Origin of the sequence: Pseudomonas tritici (assembly GCF_014268275.3) — a bacterium.
Classification (GTDB): Bacteria; Pseudomonadota; Gammaproteobacteria; order Pseudomonadales; family Pseudomonadaceae; genus Aquipseudomonas; species Aquipseudomonas tritici.
The window spans coordinates 603032-619248 of record NZ_CP077084.1 but is presented as its reverse complement, the minus strand read 5'-3'; the positions used below and the strand labels follow the sequence as shown (position 1 = coordinate 619248).

Genomic DNA, 16217 nt, shown 5'->3' with positions numbered 1-16217 from the left:
GCCCAATGTGGGAGGGGGCTTGCCCCCGATAGCGGTGCACCAGTCGACATATCTGCAAACTGACACTCTGCTATCGGGGGCAAGCCCCCTCCCACACCTTGGGATCAGCCGTGTTTAGTCGAGCGCTTTCCAGATCTCAGTGGCGTATTCGCGGATCGTCCGGTCCGAAGAGAACCACCCCATCCGCGCGGTATTGAGCACCGCCGAACGCCACCACGCCTTGGAATCATGCCAATGCGCCTCGACCCGCGCCTGGGCCTCCCAGTACGAATCGAAGTCGGCACACACCAGGAAGCGGTCGTAGTCGATCAGCCCGTCGATCAACCCCACATACCGGCCCGGATCATCCGGCGAGAACACCCCGCCGCGAATCGCTTGCAGCACATCGCTGAGGCGATGGGACGCTGCAATGTCCTGCCCGGCGTTGAATTCACCGGCGTGTTTGCGCGCCTCCACCTGCTGCGCGCTGAGGCCGAAGATAAACATGTGATCGGCGCCGACGCGCTCGTGCATCTCCACGTTCGCGCCGTCCATGGTGCCGATGGTCAACGCACCGTTGAGACCGAACTTCATGTTGCTGGTGCCCGAGGCTTCAAAGCCGGCCGTGGAGATCTGCTCCGACAAGTCCGCCGCCGGGATGATGCTTTCCGCCAGGCTGACGTTGTAGTTGGGCAGGAACACCACCTTGAGCAGACCGCGCACGGTCGGGTCGTTGTTAACGGTGCGCGCGATGTCGTTGGTCAACTTGATGATCAACTTGGCCTGGTGATAACTCGCCGCCGCTTTACCCGCGAAGATCTTCACACGCGGCACCCAGTCGGTGCCCGGTTCGGCACGGATGGCCTGGTACAACGCCACCGTGTGCAGCAGGTTCAGCAATTGGCGCTTGTATTCGTGAATTCGCTTGACCTGCACATCGAACATCGCCGCCGGGTTGATCGCGATCCCCAGCCGTTCGTGAATGATGTCCGCCAATGCGCGCTTACTGTGCAGGCGCTGATCGGCGAAGGCTTTGCGGAAGGTCTGCTTCTCGGCGAAGGTTTCCAGCTCGCCCAGGCGCGTTTCCATGTTGTCGAGAATGTCCGGGCCCAGTGCGTCCACGAGCATCGACGTGAGTTTCGGGTTGGCCTGATACAGCCAGCGGCGGAAGGTGATGCCGTTGGTTTTGTTGTTGATGCGCTCCGGGTACAGCTTGTGCAGCTCAGAGAACACCGTGTTGCGCATCAACTGGGTGTGCAAACCCGACACACCGTTGACGCTGTGGGAGCCGAGGAATGCCAGGTTGCCCATGCGCACACGGCGGCCGTTGTCTTCTTCAATCAGCGATACGGCGCGCAATACGTCGAAATCGTGGACGCCCTTGGCGCGCAGCGAGTCGATGTGCTGGGCGTTGATCAGGTAGATGATCTGCATGTGCCGCGGCAGCATGCGCTCCATCAAGCCAACCGGCCAGGTTTCCAGCGCTTCGGGCAACAGGGTGTGGTTGGTGTAGGAAAGGGTTTCGACGGTGACGTCCCACGCCGCTTCCCACGGAATGTCGTGCAAGTCGACCAATTGGCGCATCAACTCGGCCACGGCGATGGACGGGTGAGTGTCGTTGAGCTGGATCGCAGCGTGTTCGCCCAGGCTCAGCACCGAGCCATGCATGTTCTTGTGGCGACGCAGCAAATCCTGCAGCGAGGCCGAGACGAAGAAGTATTCCTGGCGCAGGCGCAGTTCCTGCCCCGCTTCGGTGCTGTCCGCGGGGTAAAGCACCCGGGAGATGCTTTCGGCGCGGGCCACTTCGGCGACGGCGCCCAGGTGGTCGCCGGCGTTGAAACGTTCCAGGTGCAGGTCTTCCACTGCGCGAGCACGCCACAGGCGCAAGGTATTGACACTCGCGCCGCGCCAGCCGACCACCGGGGTGTCGTAGGCAACCGCGCGTACGGTTTCGCTCGGCGTCCACACTTGGATCAGCTTGCCGGAAGCATCCGGCAGGGTTTCGACGCTGCCGCCAAACCCGATCGGGTAAATCACTTCGGCCCGTTCGAATTCCCATGGGTTGCCGAAATCCAGCCAGCGTTCGGTTTGCTCCTGTTGCCAGCCATCGACAATCGCCTGGCGGAACAGGCCGTGCTCATAACGAATGCCATAACCGTGACCCGCAATGCCCAACGTCGACATGCTTTCCATAAAGCACGCGGCCAGGCGGCCCAGGCCACCGTTGCCGAGCGCCGCATCGGGCTCCAGCAGGCGGATGCGCTCAAGGTCGACGCCCAGCTCCGAGAGTGCCTCGCGCGCGATCTCCAGCACGCCAAGGTTGCTCAGGCTGTCGTACAGCAAACGACCGATGAGGAATTCCAGGGAAAGGTAATAAACGCGCTTTTGACCTTTGCGGTAAATACGCCGCGTATGGTCCATCCAGTGGTCGACCATCTGGTCGCGTGCGGCCAGGGCAATGGCTTCGAACCAGTCGTGGTCGAAGGCGTGATCCGGGTCCTTGCCCACCGCGTAGGTGAGTTTGGTCAAGACGGCATCGCGAAACGCGGCTACCTCTGCTTCTCGTGCAAGTGGTTCCTGAGACATCAATTGCGACCTCGGGCGAGATAGAAGGAGTTGCTAGAGCCTAGACGGTCTGACAGACGGCGGCCGCTCTGGTTCGGCAGTTTTTTAACGCATTCACCTATACAGGATTTAGATGCAGGGGCCGTGCCTGCTTTGACGTTCCAAAAGCCTTCCAGCAGAAACCCGGAAAATATTGTTCAAAAAATCACCAATCCCGGTATCATCGCGCGCCCGGATACAGCCCCACCTTTTGGAACCCTGATGAAGCCTCAACTGATCGCCGCCGCGGAACTCGACCGTCTTGAAACGTGGCAGAAATATTCCGCGCACATGTGCGGTGGTTGCGTGTCCAGCTGCTGCACGCTGCCGGTCGAAGTGAAGATCAAGGACCTGATCCGCATCGGCATCGTCGATGAGTTCGAGCGCGGCGACCCGCCAAAGAACATCGCCAAGCGCTTGCAGAAGGAAGGCATCGTCGAGCGTTTCAATTCCAAGTCAGAAATTTTTACTCTACAGCGCATGAGCAACAACGATTGCCTGTACCTGGATCGTAAGACGCGCTTCTGCACTATTTATGACAAGCGCCCGGATACTTGCCGCAATCACCCGAAGATCGGGCCACGGCCTGGGTATTGCGCGTACAAGCCGAAGGAAGTGGTGCGCGAGACCAAGTTCAAGACCCTCGATAAGTTCTGATCTGGATTTTGGGGTGTTCTGACTGGCCTCTTCGCGAGCAAGCCCGCTCCCACACTTGACCGCGCTCATCCTGAAACAACGCGGTCGAATGTGGGAGCGGGCTTGCTCGCGAAAGGGTCGGCACAAACACCACACAAACTGCAGGCATAAAAAAACGCCCCCGGCCTTTCGACCGGGGGCGTTTTTCATTCAGCCTGAGTTAACTCAGTTCTTGGCTTTCTTGGCAGCGCGGGTACGCTCGCCTTCGTCCAGGATCTTCTTACGCAGGCGGATCGACTTAGGCGTCACTTCGCACAGCTCGTCGTCCTGGATGAATTCCAGGGCCTGTTCCAGGGTGAAGCGAACAGGTGGAACCAGGGCGATGGTTTCGTCTTTACCCGAAGCACGCATGTTGTCGAGCTTCTTGCCTTTGGTTGGGTTGACGCCCATGTCGTTGTCACGGCTGTTCAGACCAACGATCTGACCGTTGTAGATCTCTTGACCGTGTTCAACGAACAGCTTGCCACGCGCCTGGAGGGTTTCCAGGGAGTAGGTCAGTGCCTTGCCGGTTTCAACCGATACCAGAACACCGTTCTGACGGCCGGACATGTCGCCGGACTTCATGGTGTCATAGCGATCGAAGATCGAGGTCAGGATGCCAGCACCGTTGGTCAGGGTCAGGAACTGGTTACGGAAACCGATCAGACCACGAGCAGGGATGTTGTATTCCAGACGTACACGGCCTTTGCCATCCGGCACCATGTTGGTCAGGTCGCCCTTACGCAGGCCCATCTCTTCCATGACCTTGCCCTGGGATTCTTCAGGGGTGTCGATGGTGACGTTTTCGAACGGTTCCTGCTTCACGCCGTCAACGGTACGGATGATCACTTCCGGACGACCAACGCCCATTTCGAAGCCTTCGCGACGCATGGTTTCGATCAGTACCGAGAGGTGCAGCTCACCACGGCCGGAAACCTTGAACTTGTCAGCCGAGTCGCCTTCTTCAACGCGCAGAGCAACGTTGTACAGCAGCTCTTTGTCCAGACGTTCCTTGATGTTACGGGACGTCACGAACTTGCCTTCTTTACCGCAGAAAGGCGAGTCGTTTACCTGGAAGGTCATGGAAACGGTTGGCTCGTCAACGGTCAGAGGCTTCATCGCCTCGACAGTGTCCGGCTGGCACAGGGTGTCGGAGATGAACAGCGAGTCCATACCGCTCACGCACACGATGTCGCCTGCGAAAGCTTCTTCAACGTCGATACGGTGCAGACCGTGGTGCCCCATCAGCTTCAGGATACGACCGTTACGCTTCTTGCCGTCGGCGCCGATAGCGACAACCGGGGTGTTCGGCTTGACGCTACCACGCGCGATACGGCCAACGCCGATAACACCCAGGAAGCTGTTGTAGTCCAGTGCCGAGATTTGCATCTGGAACGGGCCTTCACGGTCAACCTTCGGTGGTGGAACGTGGTCAACGATCGCCTGGTACAGCGGGGTCATGTCTTCCGCCATGGCGGTGTGTTCCAGACCGGCAATACCGTTCAGGGCCGAGGCGTAGATAACTTGGAAGTCCAGTTGCTCTTCGGTAGCACCCAGGTTGTCGAACAGGTCGAAGATCTGGTCCAGAACCCAGTCCGGACGCGCGCCTGGACGGTCAACCTTGTTGATGCACACGATCGGACGCAGGCCGGCTTCGAAAGCCTTCTTGGTCACGAAACGGGTTTGCGGCATAGGGCCGTCTTGAGCGTCAACCAGCAGCAGAACGGAGTCAACCATCGACATTACGCGTTCTACTTCGCCGCCGAAGTCGGCGTGGCCCGGGGTATCCACGATGTTGATGTGGTAGCCGTTCCAGTTGATAGCGGTGTTTTTCGCCAGGATGGTAATACCGCGCTCTTTTTCCTGGTCGTTGGAGTCCATCACGCGCTCGTCGTTGAGCTCGTTGCGCTCCAGGGTGCCGGATTGACGCAAGAGTTTGTCTACCAGGGTGGTTTTACCGTGGTCAACGTGAGCAATGATGGCGATGTTACGTAGATTTTCGATCACTTGTGTATCTCGATCAGAGGATTCGGTGTGCTGACAGGTCGTGGCAGCGATTTACAGTAGAGTCAGGCCTTGCCGTTACAGCTTGACGGCAGAGTCGGGGGGCCGGTGACGCAGGCCACAGGCAAACAGCCCCGGGCTCTTAGCTCGGTCGATAAACGCGCACATTGGCATACCCCTCACTGAGCAAATGGTGGGCATGCAGGCGACTCATCACGCCTTTGTCGCAATACAGCAGGTACTGACGGCTGTTATCCAGTTCCTTGAAACGCGCGTTCAATGCATAAAACGGCAGCGTTTGTACGTCGATGCCGGCGATTTCCAGCGGCTCATCTTCGGCGGCATCCGGGTGACGGATGTCGACGACGATCTGGCCGGCCAGGGCTTCGCTGACTTCTTCGATCTTTACGTCCTGGCCCAGTTCGTCGATTACGCGATCGATCGGGACCATTTTGGCGTTCTCAAGCGCACGCTCAAGAATCGCCATGTCGAACTGTTGTTCTTCGTACTCCACGCGGTTTCGCTTGGCGTGGGTCTTGGGGTTCACCGAGATGACCCCGCAATATTCAGGCATATGCTTGGCGAAATCAGCGGTACCGATTTCTTCGGCCAGGTCGATGATGTCCTGCTTGTGACTGGCGATCAGCGGGCGTAGCACCAGCTTTTCGGTCACGCAGTCGATCAGCGACAGGTTCGGCAGCGTCTGACTGGACACCTGGGAGATCGCCTCACCGGTCACCAGCGCGTCGATCTGCAACTGGTCGGCGATCCGCGACGCAGCGCGCAACATCATACGCTTCAAAACTACGCCCATATGACTGTTATCGACTTTGCCGAGAATTTCGCCCAACACTTCCTCGAACGGTACGCTTACAAATAGCACGCGTTGGGAGCTGCCGTATTTCTTCCAGATAAAGTGCGCAACTTCCATCACGCCCAATTCGTGTGCACGCCCGCCCAGGTTAAAGAAGCAGAAGTGGCTCATCAGGCCGCGGCGCATGATCTGGTAAGCCGCCACCGTGGAATCGAAACCGCCGGACATCAATACCAGGGTCTGTTCCAGGGCGCCCAGCGGGTAGCCGCCGATACTGTTGTGCTGGCTGTGGATCACAAACAACCGTTGGTCGCGAATTTCCATGCGCACTTCAATTTGCGGCGCTTTCAGGGAAATTCCGGCGGCGCCGCACTCGCGACGCAGCTTGCTGCCGACGTATTTTTCGACATCCATGGAGCTAAAGGTGTGCTTGCCGGCACGCTTGCAACGCACCGAAAAGATCTTTCCTTCCAGCTCATTACCGAAGTGCTGTTTGCACTTCTCGGTGATGTCGTCGAAGTCGCCAAGCGGGTACTCATCCACCTGCAGGAAATGCGCGATGCCCGGCATGCAGCTCAGGCGCTCGGTCATGTCCTTCAAGGCTTTGGGCTCGGTGACACGGGTTTCCAGCTCGAGGTTGTCCCACACGCCATTCACCACCACAGCCGGGTCCAGATCGCGGAGCACGGCACGGATGTTCTTGGCCAATTGACGGATGAAACGCATCCGTACCGGTCGGCTCTTGATGGTGATTTCGGGGAAGACTTTAACGATTAATTTCATGGAAACAGCGCGCGCCGGGCCTGCTGAAAAAGGGGGGCGCGGATTATAGCGGAAATCGCTCACGGTTTAACCAGTTAATATGCATAGCACACGCAACGCACTAAATGGGTGCGCTTTCGTTCCATTGCGCCACATTGCGGTGCGAAGATTTTACGCTTTTGTCGCAATGCACCTTTATAGGGGCGTTTTTGGATCAAAAAACCCATGTTGGCGCACTGGCATGCAATTTGCTCTCTTGTGAGGCAGGTTGCCATGGCGGAGTATCCGCGCCGGCATCACCCAAATTCTAAGGGCTACTCCACTACCCAGCCCGAAGCCACCCGGAGGACACTATGTCGAAGTCGGTTCAACTCATCAAAGATCATGACGTTAAATGGATTGATCTGCGCTTCACGGACACCAAAGGCACTCAGCACCACGTGACCATGCCGGCTCGCGATGCGCTGGATGATGCTTTCTTTGAAGAAGGCAAAATGTTCGACGGTTCCTCCATCGCTGGCTGGAAAGGCATCGAAGCCTCCGACATGATCCTGATGCCGGACGACAGCACTGCCGTGCTGGACCCGTTCACCGAAGAGCCAACCCTGATCCTGGTTTGCGACGTGATCGAGCCTTCGACCATGCAAGGCTACGACCGCGACCCACGTGCGATCGCCAAGCGTGCCGAGGAATACCTGAAGTCCACCGGTATCGGCGACACCGTATTCGTAGGCCCGGAGCCAGAGTTCTTCATCTTCGACCAGGTCAAGTTCAAGTCCGACATCTCCGGTTCGATGTTCAAGATCTACTCCGAACAAGGTTCGTGGATGTCCGACCAGGACGTGGAAGGCGGCAACCATGGCCACCGTCCAGGTATCAAAGGTGGCTACTTCCCGGTTCCGCCGTTCGACCATGACCACGAAATCCGTACCTCCATGTGCAACGCCATGGAAGACATGGGCCTGGTCATCGAAGTGCACCACCACGAAGTGGCGACTGCCGGCCAGAACGAAATCGGTGTGAAGTTCAACACCCTGGTGGCCAAGGCTGACGAAGTTCAAACCCTGAAGTATTGCGTACACAACACTGCCGTTGCCTACGGCCGTACCGCTACCTTCATGCCTAAGCCGCTGTACGGCGATAACGGCTCGGGTATGCACGTTCACTTGTCCATCGCCAAAGATGGCAAGAACACCTTCGCTGGCGAAGGTTATGCCGGCCTGTCCGACACCGCCCTGTACTTCATCGGCGGTATCATCAAGCACGGTAAGGCCCTGAACGGCTTCACCAACCCGTCGACCAACTCCTACAAGCGTCTGGTCCCAGGTTTCGAAGCACCGGTAATGCTGGCTTACTCGGCACGTAACCGTTCCGCGTCGATCCGTATTCCTTACGTGTCCAGCCCTCGTGCTCGCCGTATCGAAGCGCGCTTCCCGGATCCAGCAGCCAACCCATACCTGGCCTTCGCTGCCCTGGTCATGGCCGGCCTGGACGGTATCCAGAACAAGATCCACCCTGGCGACGCCGCCGACAAAAACTTGTACGACCTGCCGCCTGAAGAGGCCAAAGAGATCCCACAAGTGTGTGGCAGCCTGAAAGAAGCCCTGGAAGAGCTGGACAAGGGCCGTGCGTTCCTGACCAAAGGCGGCGTGTTCAGCGACGACTTCATCGACGCTTACATCGAGCTGAAAAGCGCGGAAGAAATCAAGGTTCGCACCTTCGTACACCCGCTGGAATACGAGCTGTACTACAGCTGCTGATCCGGTAGCGCCGCTTAACGTGGCGTGCTGAAAAAAGACCTCCTTCAGGAGGTCTTTTTTTGCCCGCGATTTGTGAAGAATGCGGGAGCAGGCTGGCCCGCGATAGCGTACTGCCCGCCACCTGATGTATGACTGACCCACCGCCATCGCGGGCAAGCCCGCTCCCACAGGAGATCACCTTTGAAATACCGATTTGTGTTCGCTCTGTTATTTGTCAGTACCGGTGCGAGCGCCGCGCCACCTACCCTTGAGCCGCTGCTCAACAGCATCGCCGAGCGCCTGGAAATTGCCGACCAGGTAGCCCTGAGCAAATGGGACAGCAAAAAACCCGTAGAAGATAAGAAACGCGAACAAGAGGTGATCGCCAGCGTTGTCGCCCAGGCGCCAAGCTACAAGCTGGACCCTGCCGCCGCCGAGCAGTTTTTCTCGGCGCAGATCGAAGCGAACAAACTGGTGCAGTACACGCACCTGTCCGACTGGCAGTTCCAGGGCAAGGCGCCCGATGATCCGCGCCCGGACCTGGTCAAGCAGATTCGCCCGCAGCTGGATGAACTGCAAAAGCGCCTGCTGCAGCAACTGGCCGACTTCAGCCCGCAGCGCACCGACCCGCAGTGCCCGCAATGGCTCGCCACGGCCGTGCATGAGCCGCTGAACGATCCTTTGCGGCAACTGGCAATGATTCGCGCCACGGCCGAGCTGTGCATCCAGAAGAACTGAGGCTGTAACCCCGATCACAATGTGGGAGCTGGCTTGCCTGCGATAAGCGCGGTACATCCAAAACCGCTATCGCAGGCAAGCCAGCGCCCACACCCACCGCAACCTTCCAGGCGATTCACCGTAATTTCCTAGTTCCTGAACAACCTTCACAAAACCGCACTATATTGGTGCGACCCACTGCACCCTTCCCACCTGTCCAGCCCATTTTGGTTCGAATCTTCCCGATGAAGCTGGCAGAACGCCACAGATTCGAGCCTTAAACGCCTATTTCAGGCGATTAACGCTTCTTTTCGGAGCCTTGGTTTGGTTTTTGCATTTTCCTTGTATCAGCGTGTGCCTCAAGCACGCGCCTTGCTCCAAAAGAGGTCCCGATGACCATCAGTGATGCACTGCACCGTTTGTTACTCGACAACCTGACCACCGCGACCATCCTGCTCAACGCCGATCTGCGTCTTGAGTACATGAATCCGGCAGCAGAGATGCTCCTGGCCATCAGCGGCCAGCGCAGCCATGGGCAGTTCATCAGCGAGCTGTTCACCGAGTCAGCCGAAGCCTTGAGCTCATTGCGCCAGGCGGTGGAGCAGGCACACCCGTTTACCAAACGCGAAGCGATGCTCACCGCCCTCACCGGCCAGACGCTGACGGTCGACTACGCCGTCACCCCGATCCTGAGCAATGGCGCGACCCTGCTGCTGCTCGAAGTGCACCCTCGCGACCGCCTGCTGCGCATTACCAAGGAAGAAGCGCAGCTGTCCAAGCAGGAAACCAGCAAGATGCTGGTGCGCGGCCTGGCCCATGAGATCAAGAACCCCCTCGGCGGGATTCGCGGCGCGGCGCAACTGCTGGCCCGCGAGCTGCCGGAGGAACACCTCAAGGACTACACCAACGTCATCATCGAAGAAGCCGACCGCCTGCGTAACCTGGTGGACCGCATGCTCGGCTCCAACAAGCTGCCGTCGCTGGCGATGACCAACGTGCACGAAGTGCTGGAGCGCGTCTGCCACCTGGTCGAGGCCGAAAGCCAGGGCTGCATTACCTTGGTGCGCGACTATGATCCGAGCATTCCGGACGTATTGATCGACCGCGAACAGATGATCCAGGCAGTGCTCAATATCGTGCGCAACGCCATGCAAGCCATCAGCAGCCAGAACGAACTGCGCCTGGGCCGCATCAGCCTGCGCACCCGTGCCCTGCGCCAGTTCACCATCGGCCATGTGCGCCATCGCCTGGTGACCAAGGTCGAGATCATCGACAACGGCCCGGGCATTCCTGCGGAACTGCAGGAAACCATTTTCTTTCCCATGGTCAGCGGCCGCCCGGACGGTACCGGGCTGGGCCTGGCCATTACCCAGAACATCATCAGCCAGCACCAGGGTCTGATCGAATGTGAGAGCCATCCTGGCCACACCACGTTCTCGATCTTTCTGCCACTGGAACAAGGAGCCCCATCGACATGAGCCGTAGTGAAACTGTCTGGATCGTCGATGACGACCGTTCTATCCGCTGGGTCCTCGAGAAAGCCTTGCAACAGGAAGGCATGACCACCCAGAGCTTCGACAGCGCCGACGGGGTGATGAGCCGCCTGGCTCGCCAGCAGCCCGACGTGATCATTTCCGACATCCGCATGCCCGGCGCCAGTGGCCTGGACCTGTTGGCACGGATTCGCGAGCAGCACCCGCGTTTGCCGGTGATCATCATGACCGCGCACTCGGACCTGGACAGCGCTGTCGCGTCCTACCAGGGCGGCGCCTTTGAATACCTGCCCAAGCCATTCGACGTGGACGAGGCGGTGGCGCTGGTCAAACGCGCCAACCAGCACGCCCAGGAACAGCAGAACCAAGAAGCCCCACCCGCCCTGACCCGCACCCCGGAAATCATCGGCGAAGCGCCGGCGATGCAGGAAGTGTTTCGCGCCATCGGGCGTTTGAGCCACTCCAACATCACCGTACTGATCAATGGCGAATCGGGGACCGGTAAAGAACTGGTGGCCCACGCCCTGCACCGTCACAGCCCACGGGCGGCTTCGCCATTTATTGCGTTGAACATGGCGGCTATCCCGAAGGACTTGATGGAGTCCGAGTTGTTCGGCCATGAAAAAGGCGCGTTTACCGGCGCCGCCAACCTGCGTCGCGGGCGTTTTGAACAGGCGGACGGCGGCACGCTGTTCCTCGATGAAATCGGTGATATGCCGGCCGATACCCAGACCCGCCTGCTGCGCGTGCTGGCGGACGGCGAGTTCTACCGGGTTGGCGGGCACACGCCGGTCAAGGTCGACGTGCGTATCATCGCCGCGACCCACCAGAACCTGGAAACCCTGGTGCATGCGGGCAAATTCCGTGAGGACTTGTTCCACCGCCTCAATGTGATCCGTATCCACATTCCGCGGATGTCGGACCGTCGCGAAGACATCCCGACGCTCGCCCGCCACTTCCTTGCCCGCGCCGCGCAAGAGCTGGCGGTTGAGCCGAAGCTGCTCAAAAGCGAGACCGAGGAATACCTGAAGAACCTGCCGTGGCCAGGTAACGTGCGCCAGCTGGAGAACACTTGCCGCTGGATCACGGTGATGGCGTCCGGGCGCGAAGTGCATATCAGCGACCTGCCACCGGAACTGCTCAGCCTGCCGCAGGACTCTGCGCCGGTGACCAACTGGGAGCAGGCGCTGCGCCAATGGGCGGATCAGGCCCTGGCTCGCGGCCAGTCGAGCCTGCTGGACAGCGCCGTACCAGCGTTTGAGCGGATCATGATCGAAACCGCCCTGAAGCACACCGCAGGTCGCCGTCGCGATGCCGCCGTGCTGCTGGGCTGGGGCCGCAACACCCTGACGCGCAAGATCAAGGAGCTGGGGATGAAGGTCGATGGTGGTGACGACGATGAGGGCGACGACGCCTGACTTACAGGCTCACTGAAGATCTAATGTGGGAGCAACTGTCTTGATGGTTTTCATCAAGCCATTTTTTCCAGAGGCGGCAACGCTCCCACGGCTGTACTCCGTGTAACTGCTTTAGGAAATAGCTACCGCAGGATTTTAGGCGGCTTGCTCTTTCCATTCAGATCCATCACGGATCATTGCGTTTAGGCGTACCAGCAAAACACGCATACACGCGATGAGTGCCACTTTGGCGCATTTTCCTTTCTCGCGCAGCGCCTTATATCGCGCGGCAAACTCAGGCTGAAACCGGATCACTGACCAACAGGCCATATACAGTGAGCGCCTCGCGGCGAACCTGCCGCCGCTGATATGACGCTTGCCTTTGTGCTTGCCGCTATCGTCGTTGTAGGGCGCAGTGCCGCTCAATGCTGCAATCTGATGTCTACCCACCTCGCCTAGCTCCGGAAGATAGGACATCAAGCTGGCCGCTGTAACAAGTCCTATGCCTTTGACTGAGCACAGAAGGGCTACTTTTTTACGATCCAGACGTTCTGTACTTTGGCGGATCAGGCTTTCCAGCTCCTTCAGCACTTTTTGCAAATAGTCGATATGACTCTGCAGCGCAGGCTTGACCACGTCAGAGGAGGCCGTTTTAAGCCGCCGTTTGTCGTCATCTCTTTGCTGAACAAAGTGCTCTCGCTGTTGGACTAGGGCGCGCAAATCATCCTGCTCGGCGCTGGTAACCCGGCTATCGGGCGATTTGATGACCGCTGCGAACTGCGCAAGAAGGCGTGCATCTATCGGATCGGTTTTGGCTTGTTGCCCCATAGCCCGGGCAAAGCTTTTGGCTCGGCAAGGGTTGATCCGTATGACTTCAAAGCCCGCAGCTTGAAGCGCTTTCATGACTTTGCGCTCGTAACCGCCAGTGGCCTCCAGCAACACTCGACCCACGCGATGCAGGGTTAGCCATCCAATTAACCCAGGAAAATCACTCTGCGAATTGGAACAACTCATCGCTACATCCAGTTGATCAACCCGAATCTCGAGGCTACCGCTGGAGACATCAATACCTGCTGGATAGGAAAACATAGCCAAATCCTCTTACACTCAAGGTGAGAGCGCTCTGGCTTGGCCCACGCTTGTAACTGTTCGAGGTGGGCTCGTTCAACTGTTCGGGCTCAATGACCAGAGTGGAGAGGTGAGTGACAGCATGGGCTCCCACACGTGCTTTAAGCACTTCGGGCATTCAGCTTGTCACTCACCGCTCTCACCTTCAGTTTAAGCCTGGTTCAAGACACAAGCGGGCTTGCTCGCGAAGGCGGTGTCATTCAGCACATCAGTGACTGAAACACCGCCTTCGCGAGCAAGCCCGCTCCCACATTTGGATCTCCATAAGGGTCCAGGCGCGTGCACCGCTTCAATGCACCCTGTACCAGCATCGCGCACGCCTTCCAAGCCTCAAGCAAGCATCGTAGTAAGAACATAGAGAATCCCGAAAACAACGAAGCCCCGTATTCCGGGGCCTTGCGCTTTCTAGAAGTTTTTTTTGGCACACCTTGGCCACTCTGGCACGCGCCCTGCAATAACCCCTGTACTACCCAGTTTCGGGGACCTTGGTACAGGCAGGCCGAGACTCCCCTCTTTACACCCGGGGTGCTTGATGCGAACCGCATCGCGCTCCACACCGCTTTGGGGAACCTTGGTACAGGCAGGCCGGGGATTCCCTCTTTAACACCGAAGCCTCTGGCTTCACCCCGTTTTGGGAGCCCTGGTACAGGCAGGCCGGGAACTCCCTCTTTTATTGCTCTTGGAGATGGATCTCCAGCCGCCAGCGGCCATCAACTTCTTCCCCCCTCCAATCCCCGCGCAACGGCCGAGCCGCCACCAGATTCAGCAGCAAGCCGCCGTCGGTCTTGCGCACGCGCCAGTTCACGTCCTTTTCATTGATCTTGAGTTGCCCACTGGTGCCCTTGCCTTGGGCGTCAAACAACAGCGCCACGGTGCCGTCGATATGCTCGCCGTGCAGCTTGGGTTCGCTGTTGAACCACACCACCACGCCATCCGCCGCGGTCTCAACCTGCTGCAGTTCGACCGGGTCCGGGGTGGTCAGGCGGCCAATCATCAAGCCCACCATCAAGCCGACAATCGCCAACGAGCCCATGACCCTGGGCAATAGCTTCGGCCTTGGGTCGTCTTCGGGGGTAGAATGCAGCGCATCTTTGCCTTCGGAGCCGTGCATGTTTCACGTCATCCTTTTTCAACCAGAAATTCCGCCGAATACCGGCAACGTTATCAGGCTGTGCGCCAACAGTGGCTGCCACCTGCATTTGATCGAGCCCCTGGGCTTTGACATGGACGACAAGCGCCTGCGCCGCGCCGGGCTGGACTACCACGAGTACGCCACCCTCAAGCGCCATGCCGACCTGGCGAGTTGCCTGGAAAGCCTGGGGCACCCGCGACTGTTCGCGTTCACCACCAAGGGTTCGCGACCGTTCCACGATGCCAGCTTTGCCGAGGGCGACGCGTTCCTGTTCGGTCCGGAGAGCCGGGGCCTGCCGCCGGAGGTGCTGGACGCACTGCCAGACGGTCATCGTCTGCGTTTGCCGATGCGCGAGGGGTGCCGCAGCTTGAACCTGTCCAACACCGTGGCCGTCGCTGTCTACGAAGGCTGGCGCCAACTCGGCTTTAAATAACACCCCTAACGAATGTGGGAGCGGGCTTGCTCGCGAAAGCAGTGTGCCAGTCAATGAAGGTATCGACTGAAGTACCGCCTTCGCGAGCAAGCCCGCTCCCACATTTTTTACATCCGCAGCTTATTGAACGGTCGACGAACCTTCACTTTGCATGCGCTGCAGCTCTTGCGCATACAGGGCATCGAAGTTCACCGGTGCCAGCATCAGCGCCGGGAACGAGCCACGGGTGACCAGGCTGTCCAGGGTCTCGCGGGCATACGGGAACAGGATGTTCGGGCAGAACGCACCCAGGGTGTGGCTCATGGACGCTTCGTCCAGGCCCTGGATCAGGAAGATACCGGCCTGTTGCACTTCAGCGATGAAGGCTACTTCTTCGCCGTTCTTGACGGTGACCGACAGGGTCAGCACCACTTCATGGAAGTCGCCTTCCAGTGCTTTTTGACGGGTGTTCAGGTCCAGCGCAACGCTTGGGGTCCATTCCTGGCGGAAGATCGCCGGGCTTTTCGGCGCTTCGAACGACAGGTCACGCACATAGATCCGCTGCAGCGAGAACTGTGGGCCTTGGGCTTCTGCTGCTTCGGTGTTCTGTTGATCAGTCATCGCAGATCCTTCTCTATCTTGGGGTCTTTTAGGGTTTAGAAGTCAGACGAGCAGCAGCGCATCGAGTTTACCGGCGCGCTCCAGGGCGAACAGGTCATCGCAGCCACCGATGTGCCTGGCGCCGATCCAGATTTGCGGCACGGACGTGCGCCCCGCCTTCTGGGCCATTTCGGCACGCACCTGGGGTTTGCCGTCGACCTTGATCTCTTCGAAGGCAACGCCCTTTTTCTCCAGCAAGGCCTTGGCCCGCATGCAGTAAGGGCACCAATCGCTGGAATACACGACAACCTGGCTCATATCACTTCACCAGTGGCAGGTTATCGGCCTTCCAGCTGCCAATACCGCCGGACAGTTTGGCGGCGGTGAAACCGGACTTGAGCATCTCACGGGCGTGGGTGCCGGAGTGCTGGCCTTGGGCGTCGACCAGGATGATGGTCTTGGCCTTGTGCTTTTCCAGCTCGGCCAGGCGCGCGATCAGCTTGTCCTGAGGAATGTTCAGGGCGCCGACGATATGGCCAGCGGCGAAATCCTTGGCCGGGCGGATATCCACGACAACGGCCTCATCCTTGTTGACCAGCGCGGTCAGCTCCGCCGTGCTCAGGCTGCGGCCACCGCGGCTCAATTCGTGAGCGATCAGCAGCGCCAGCAGGATGACGAAGGCACCCACAAGCAGGTAGTGGGCAGTGGCAAATGCAATCAGGTGATCAACCATCAAGGAGGTTCCAGGGCGTTAAAATGGC

14 protein-coding genes are annotated in these 16217 nt (G+C 58.9%); 6 read left to right on the top strand and 8 right to left on the bottom strand.

Annotation, left to right across the window (positions count from 1 at the left end):
• Positions 1 to 114 precede the first annotated feature (114 nt).
• A complete protein-coding gene (locus HU722_RS02665; RefSeq protein ID WP_065875768.1) occupies positions 115 to 2565 on the bottom strand; it encodes a glycogen/starch/alpha-glucan phosphorylase in 2451 nt (816 codons plus the stop codon).
• 240 nt (positions 2566 to 2805) lie between these two features.
• Here HU722_RS02665 and HU722_RS02660 point away from each other — a divergent pair, with 240 nt between their 5' ends.
• On the top strand, positions 2806 to 3240 hold the full coding sequence (locus tag HU722_RS02660) for a YkgJ family cysteine cluster protein (protein ID WP_017529542.1): 435 nt from the start codon (positions 2806 to 2808) through the stop codon (positions 3238 to 3240).
• A gap of 204 nt (positions 3241 to 3444) precedes the next feature.
• Here HU722_RS02660 and typA read toward each other — a convergent pair whose 3' ends face one another.
• Entirely contained in the window at positions 3445 to 5265 is a 1821-nt protein-coding gene (gene typA / locus HU722_RS02655; protein ID WP_053140412.1) for a translational GTPase TypA, read from the bottom strand.
• 139 nt (positions 5266 to 5404) lie between these two features.
• Complete coding sequence (gene thiI / locus HU722_RS02650; RefSeq protein ID WP_065875769.1) at positions 5405 to 6859, bottom strand: tRNA uracil 4-sulfurtransferase ThiI; 1455 nt, start codon at positions 6857 to 6859, stop codon at positions 5405 to 5407.
• A gap of 332 nt (positions 6860 to 7191) precedes the next feature.
• Here thiI and glnA point away from each other — a divergent pair, with 332 nt between their 5' ends.
• The 4 genes from glnA to ntrC all read left to right on the top strand — a co-directional run bounded on the left by glnA (position 7192) and on the right by ntrC (position 12205).
• A complete protein-coding gene (gene glnA, locus HU722_RS02645; protein WP_012721762.1) occupies positions 7192 to 8598 on the top strand; it encodes a type I glutamate--ammonia ligase in 1407 nt (468 codons plus the stop codon).
• Positions 8599 to 8778: 180 nt separating this feature from the next.
• The gene (locus HU722_RS02640; protein ID WP_065889163.1) at positions 8779 to 9315 is read left to right on the top strand and encodes a chorismate mutase; all 537 of its coding nucleotides are present in this window, start codon (positions 8779 to 8781) and stop codon (positions 9313 to 9315) included.
• Between the two features lie 371 nt (positions 9316 to 9686).
• Complete coding sequence (glnL, locus tag HU722_RS02635) at positions 9687 to 10772, top strand: nitrogen regulation protein NR(II) (protein ID WP_065875771.1); 1086 nt, start codon at positions 9687 to 9689, stop codon at positions 10770 to 10772.
• On the top strand, positions 10769 to 12205 hold the full coding sequence (gene ntrC / locus HU722_RS02630; protein WP_065875772.1) for a nitrogen regulation protein NR(I): 1437 nt from the start codon (positions 10769 to 10771) through the stop codon (positions 12203 to 12205). The genes glnL and ntrC overlap by 4 nt, the downstream gene beginning before the upstream one ends.
• Positions 12206 to 12340: 135 nt before the next feature.
• On the opposite strand, the gene HU722_RS02625 is transcribed toward ntrC, so the two are convergent.
• Positions 12341 to 13273 (bottom strand): IS110 family transposase, encoded by a 933-nt coding sequence (locus HU722_RS02625; RefSeq protein WP_065889165.1) that lies wholly within the window; start codon positions 13271 to 13273, stop codon positions 12341 to 12343.
• Positions 13274 to 13982: 709 nt separating this feature from the next.
• Positions 13983 to 14423, bottom strand: coding sequence for a hypothetical protein (locus HU722_RS02620; protein ID WP_065875773.1), 441 nt, complete (start codon positions 14421 to 14423; stop codon positions 13983 to 13985).
• On the opposite strand from HU722_RS02620, the gene HU722_RS02615 reads away from it, so the two are divergent.
• Entirely contained in the window at positions 14422 to 14877 is a 456-nt protein-coding gene (locus tag HU722_RS02615) for a tRNA (cytidine(34)-2'-O)-methyltransferase (RefSeq protein ID WP_065875774.1), read from the top strand. The genes HU722_RS02620 and HU722_RS02615 overlap by 2 nt on opposite strands.
• A 120-nt stretch (positions 14878 to 14997) precedes the next feature.
• On the opposite strand, the gene secB is transcribed toward HU722_RS02615, so the two are convergent.
• From secB to HU722_RS02600, 3 genes are read right to left on the bottom strand one after another with little or no spacing between them, the layout of a single operon-like run.
• Positions 14998 to 15477: a protein-export chaperone SecB gene (gene secB, locus HU722_RS02610; protein ID WP_003237490.1), complete on the bottom strand. Its 480-nt coding sequence runs from the start codon at positions 15475 to 15477 to the stop codon at positions 14998 to 15000.
• Positions 15478 to 15519: 42 nt separating this feature from the next.
• On the bottom strand, positions 15520 to 15774 hold the full coding sequence (gene grxC / locus HU722_RS02605) for a glutaredoxin 3 (RefSeq protein ID WP_033896917.1): 255 nt from the start codon (positions 15772 to 15774) through the stop codon (positions 15520 to 15522).
• Position 15775: 1 nt separating this feature from the next.
• The gene (locus HU722_RS02600) at positions 15776 to 16189 is read right to left on the bottom strand and encodes a rhodanese-like domain-containing protein (RefSeq protein WP_049710466.1); all 414 of its coding nucleotides are present in this window, start codon (positions 16187 to 16189) and stop codon (positions 15776 to 15778) included.
• Between the last annotated feature and the right edge of the window lie 28 nt (positions 16190 to 16217).

What these genes read in the sequence shown, in the direction of transcription:
- HU722_RS02665 (WP_065875768.1), bottom strand. Translation starts at nt 2,565, where the DNA reads ATGTCTCAGGAACCACTTGCACGAGAAGCAGAGGTAGCCGCGTTTCGC.
- HU722_RS02660 (WP_017529542.1), top strand. Translation starts at nt 2,806, where the DNA reads ATGAAGCCTCAACTGATCGCCGCCGCGGAACTCGACCGTCTTGAAACG.
- thiI (WP_065875769.1), bottom strand. Translation starts at nt 6,859, where the DNA reads ATGAAATTAATCGTTAAAGTCTTCCCCGAAATCACCATCAAGAGCCGA.
- glnA (WP_012721762.1), top strand. Translation starts at nt 7,192, where the DNA reads ATGTCGAAGTCGGTTCAACTCATCAAAGATCATGACGTTAAATGGATT.
- glnL (WP_065875771.1), top strand. Translation starts at nt 9,687, where the DNA reads ATGACCATCAGTGATGCACTGCACCGTTTGTTACTCGACAACCTGACC.
- ntrC (WP_065875772.1), top strand. Translation starts at nt 10,769, where the DNA reads ATGAGCCGTAGTGAAACTGTCTGGATCGTCGATGACGACCGTTCTATC.
- HU722_RS02625 (WP_065889165.1), bottom strand. Translation starts at nt 13,273, where the DNA reads ATGTTTTCCTATCCAGCAGGTATTGATGTCTCCAGCGGTAGCCTCGAG.
- HU722_RS02615 (WP_065875774.1), top strand. Translation starts at nt 14,422, where the DNA reads ATGTTTCACGTCATCCTTTTTCAACCAGAAATTCCGCCGAATACCGGC.
- HU722_RS02620 (WP_065875773.1), bottom strand. Translation starts at nt 14,423, where the DNA reads ATGCACGGCTCCGAAGGCAAAGATGCGCTGCATTCTACCCCCGAAGAC.
- secB (WP_003237490.1), bottom strand. Translation starts at nt 15,477, where the DNA reads ATGACTGATCAACAGAACACCGAAGCAGCAGAAGCCCAAGGCCCACAG.
- grxC (WP_033896917.1), bottom strand. Translation starts at nt 15,774, where the DNA reads ATGAGCCAGGTTGTCGTGTATTCCAGCGATTGGTGCCCTTACTGCATG.
- HU722_RS02600 (WP_049710466.1), bottom strand. Translation starts at nt 16,189, where the DNA reads ATGGTTGATCACCTGATTGCATTTGCCACTGCCCACTACCTGCTTGTG.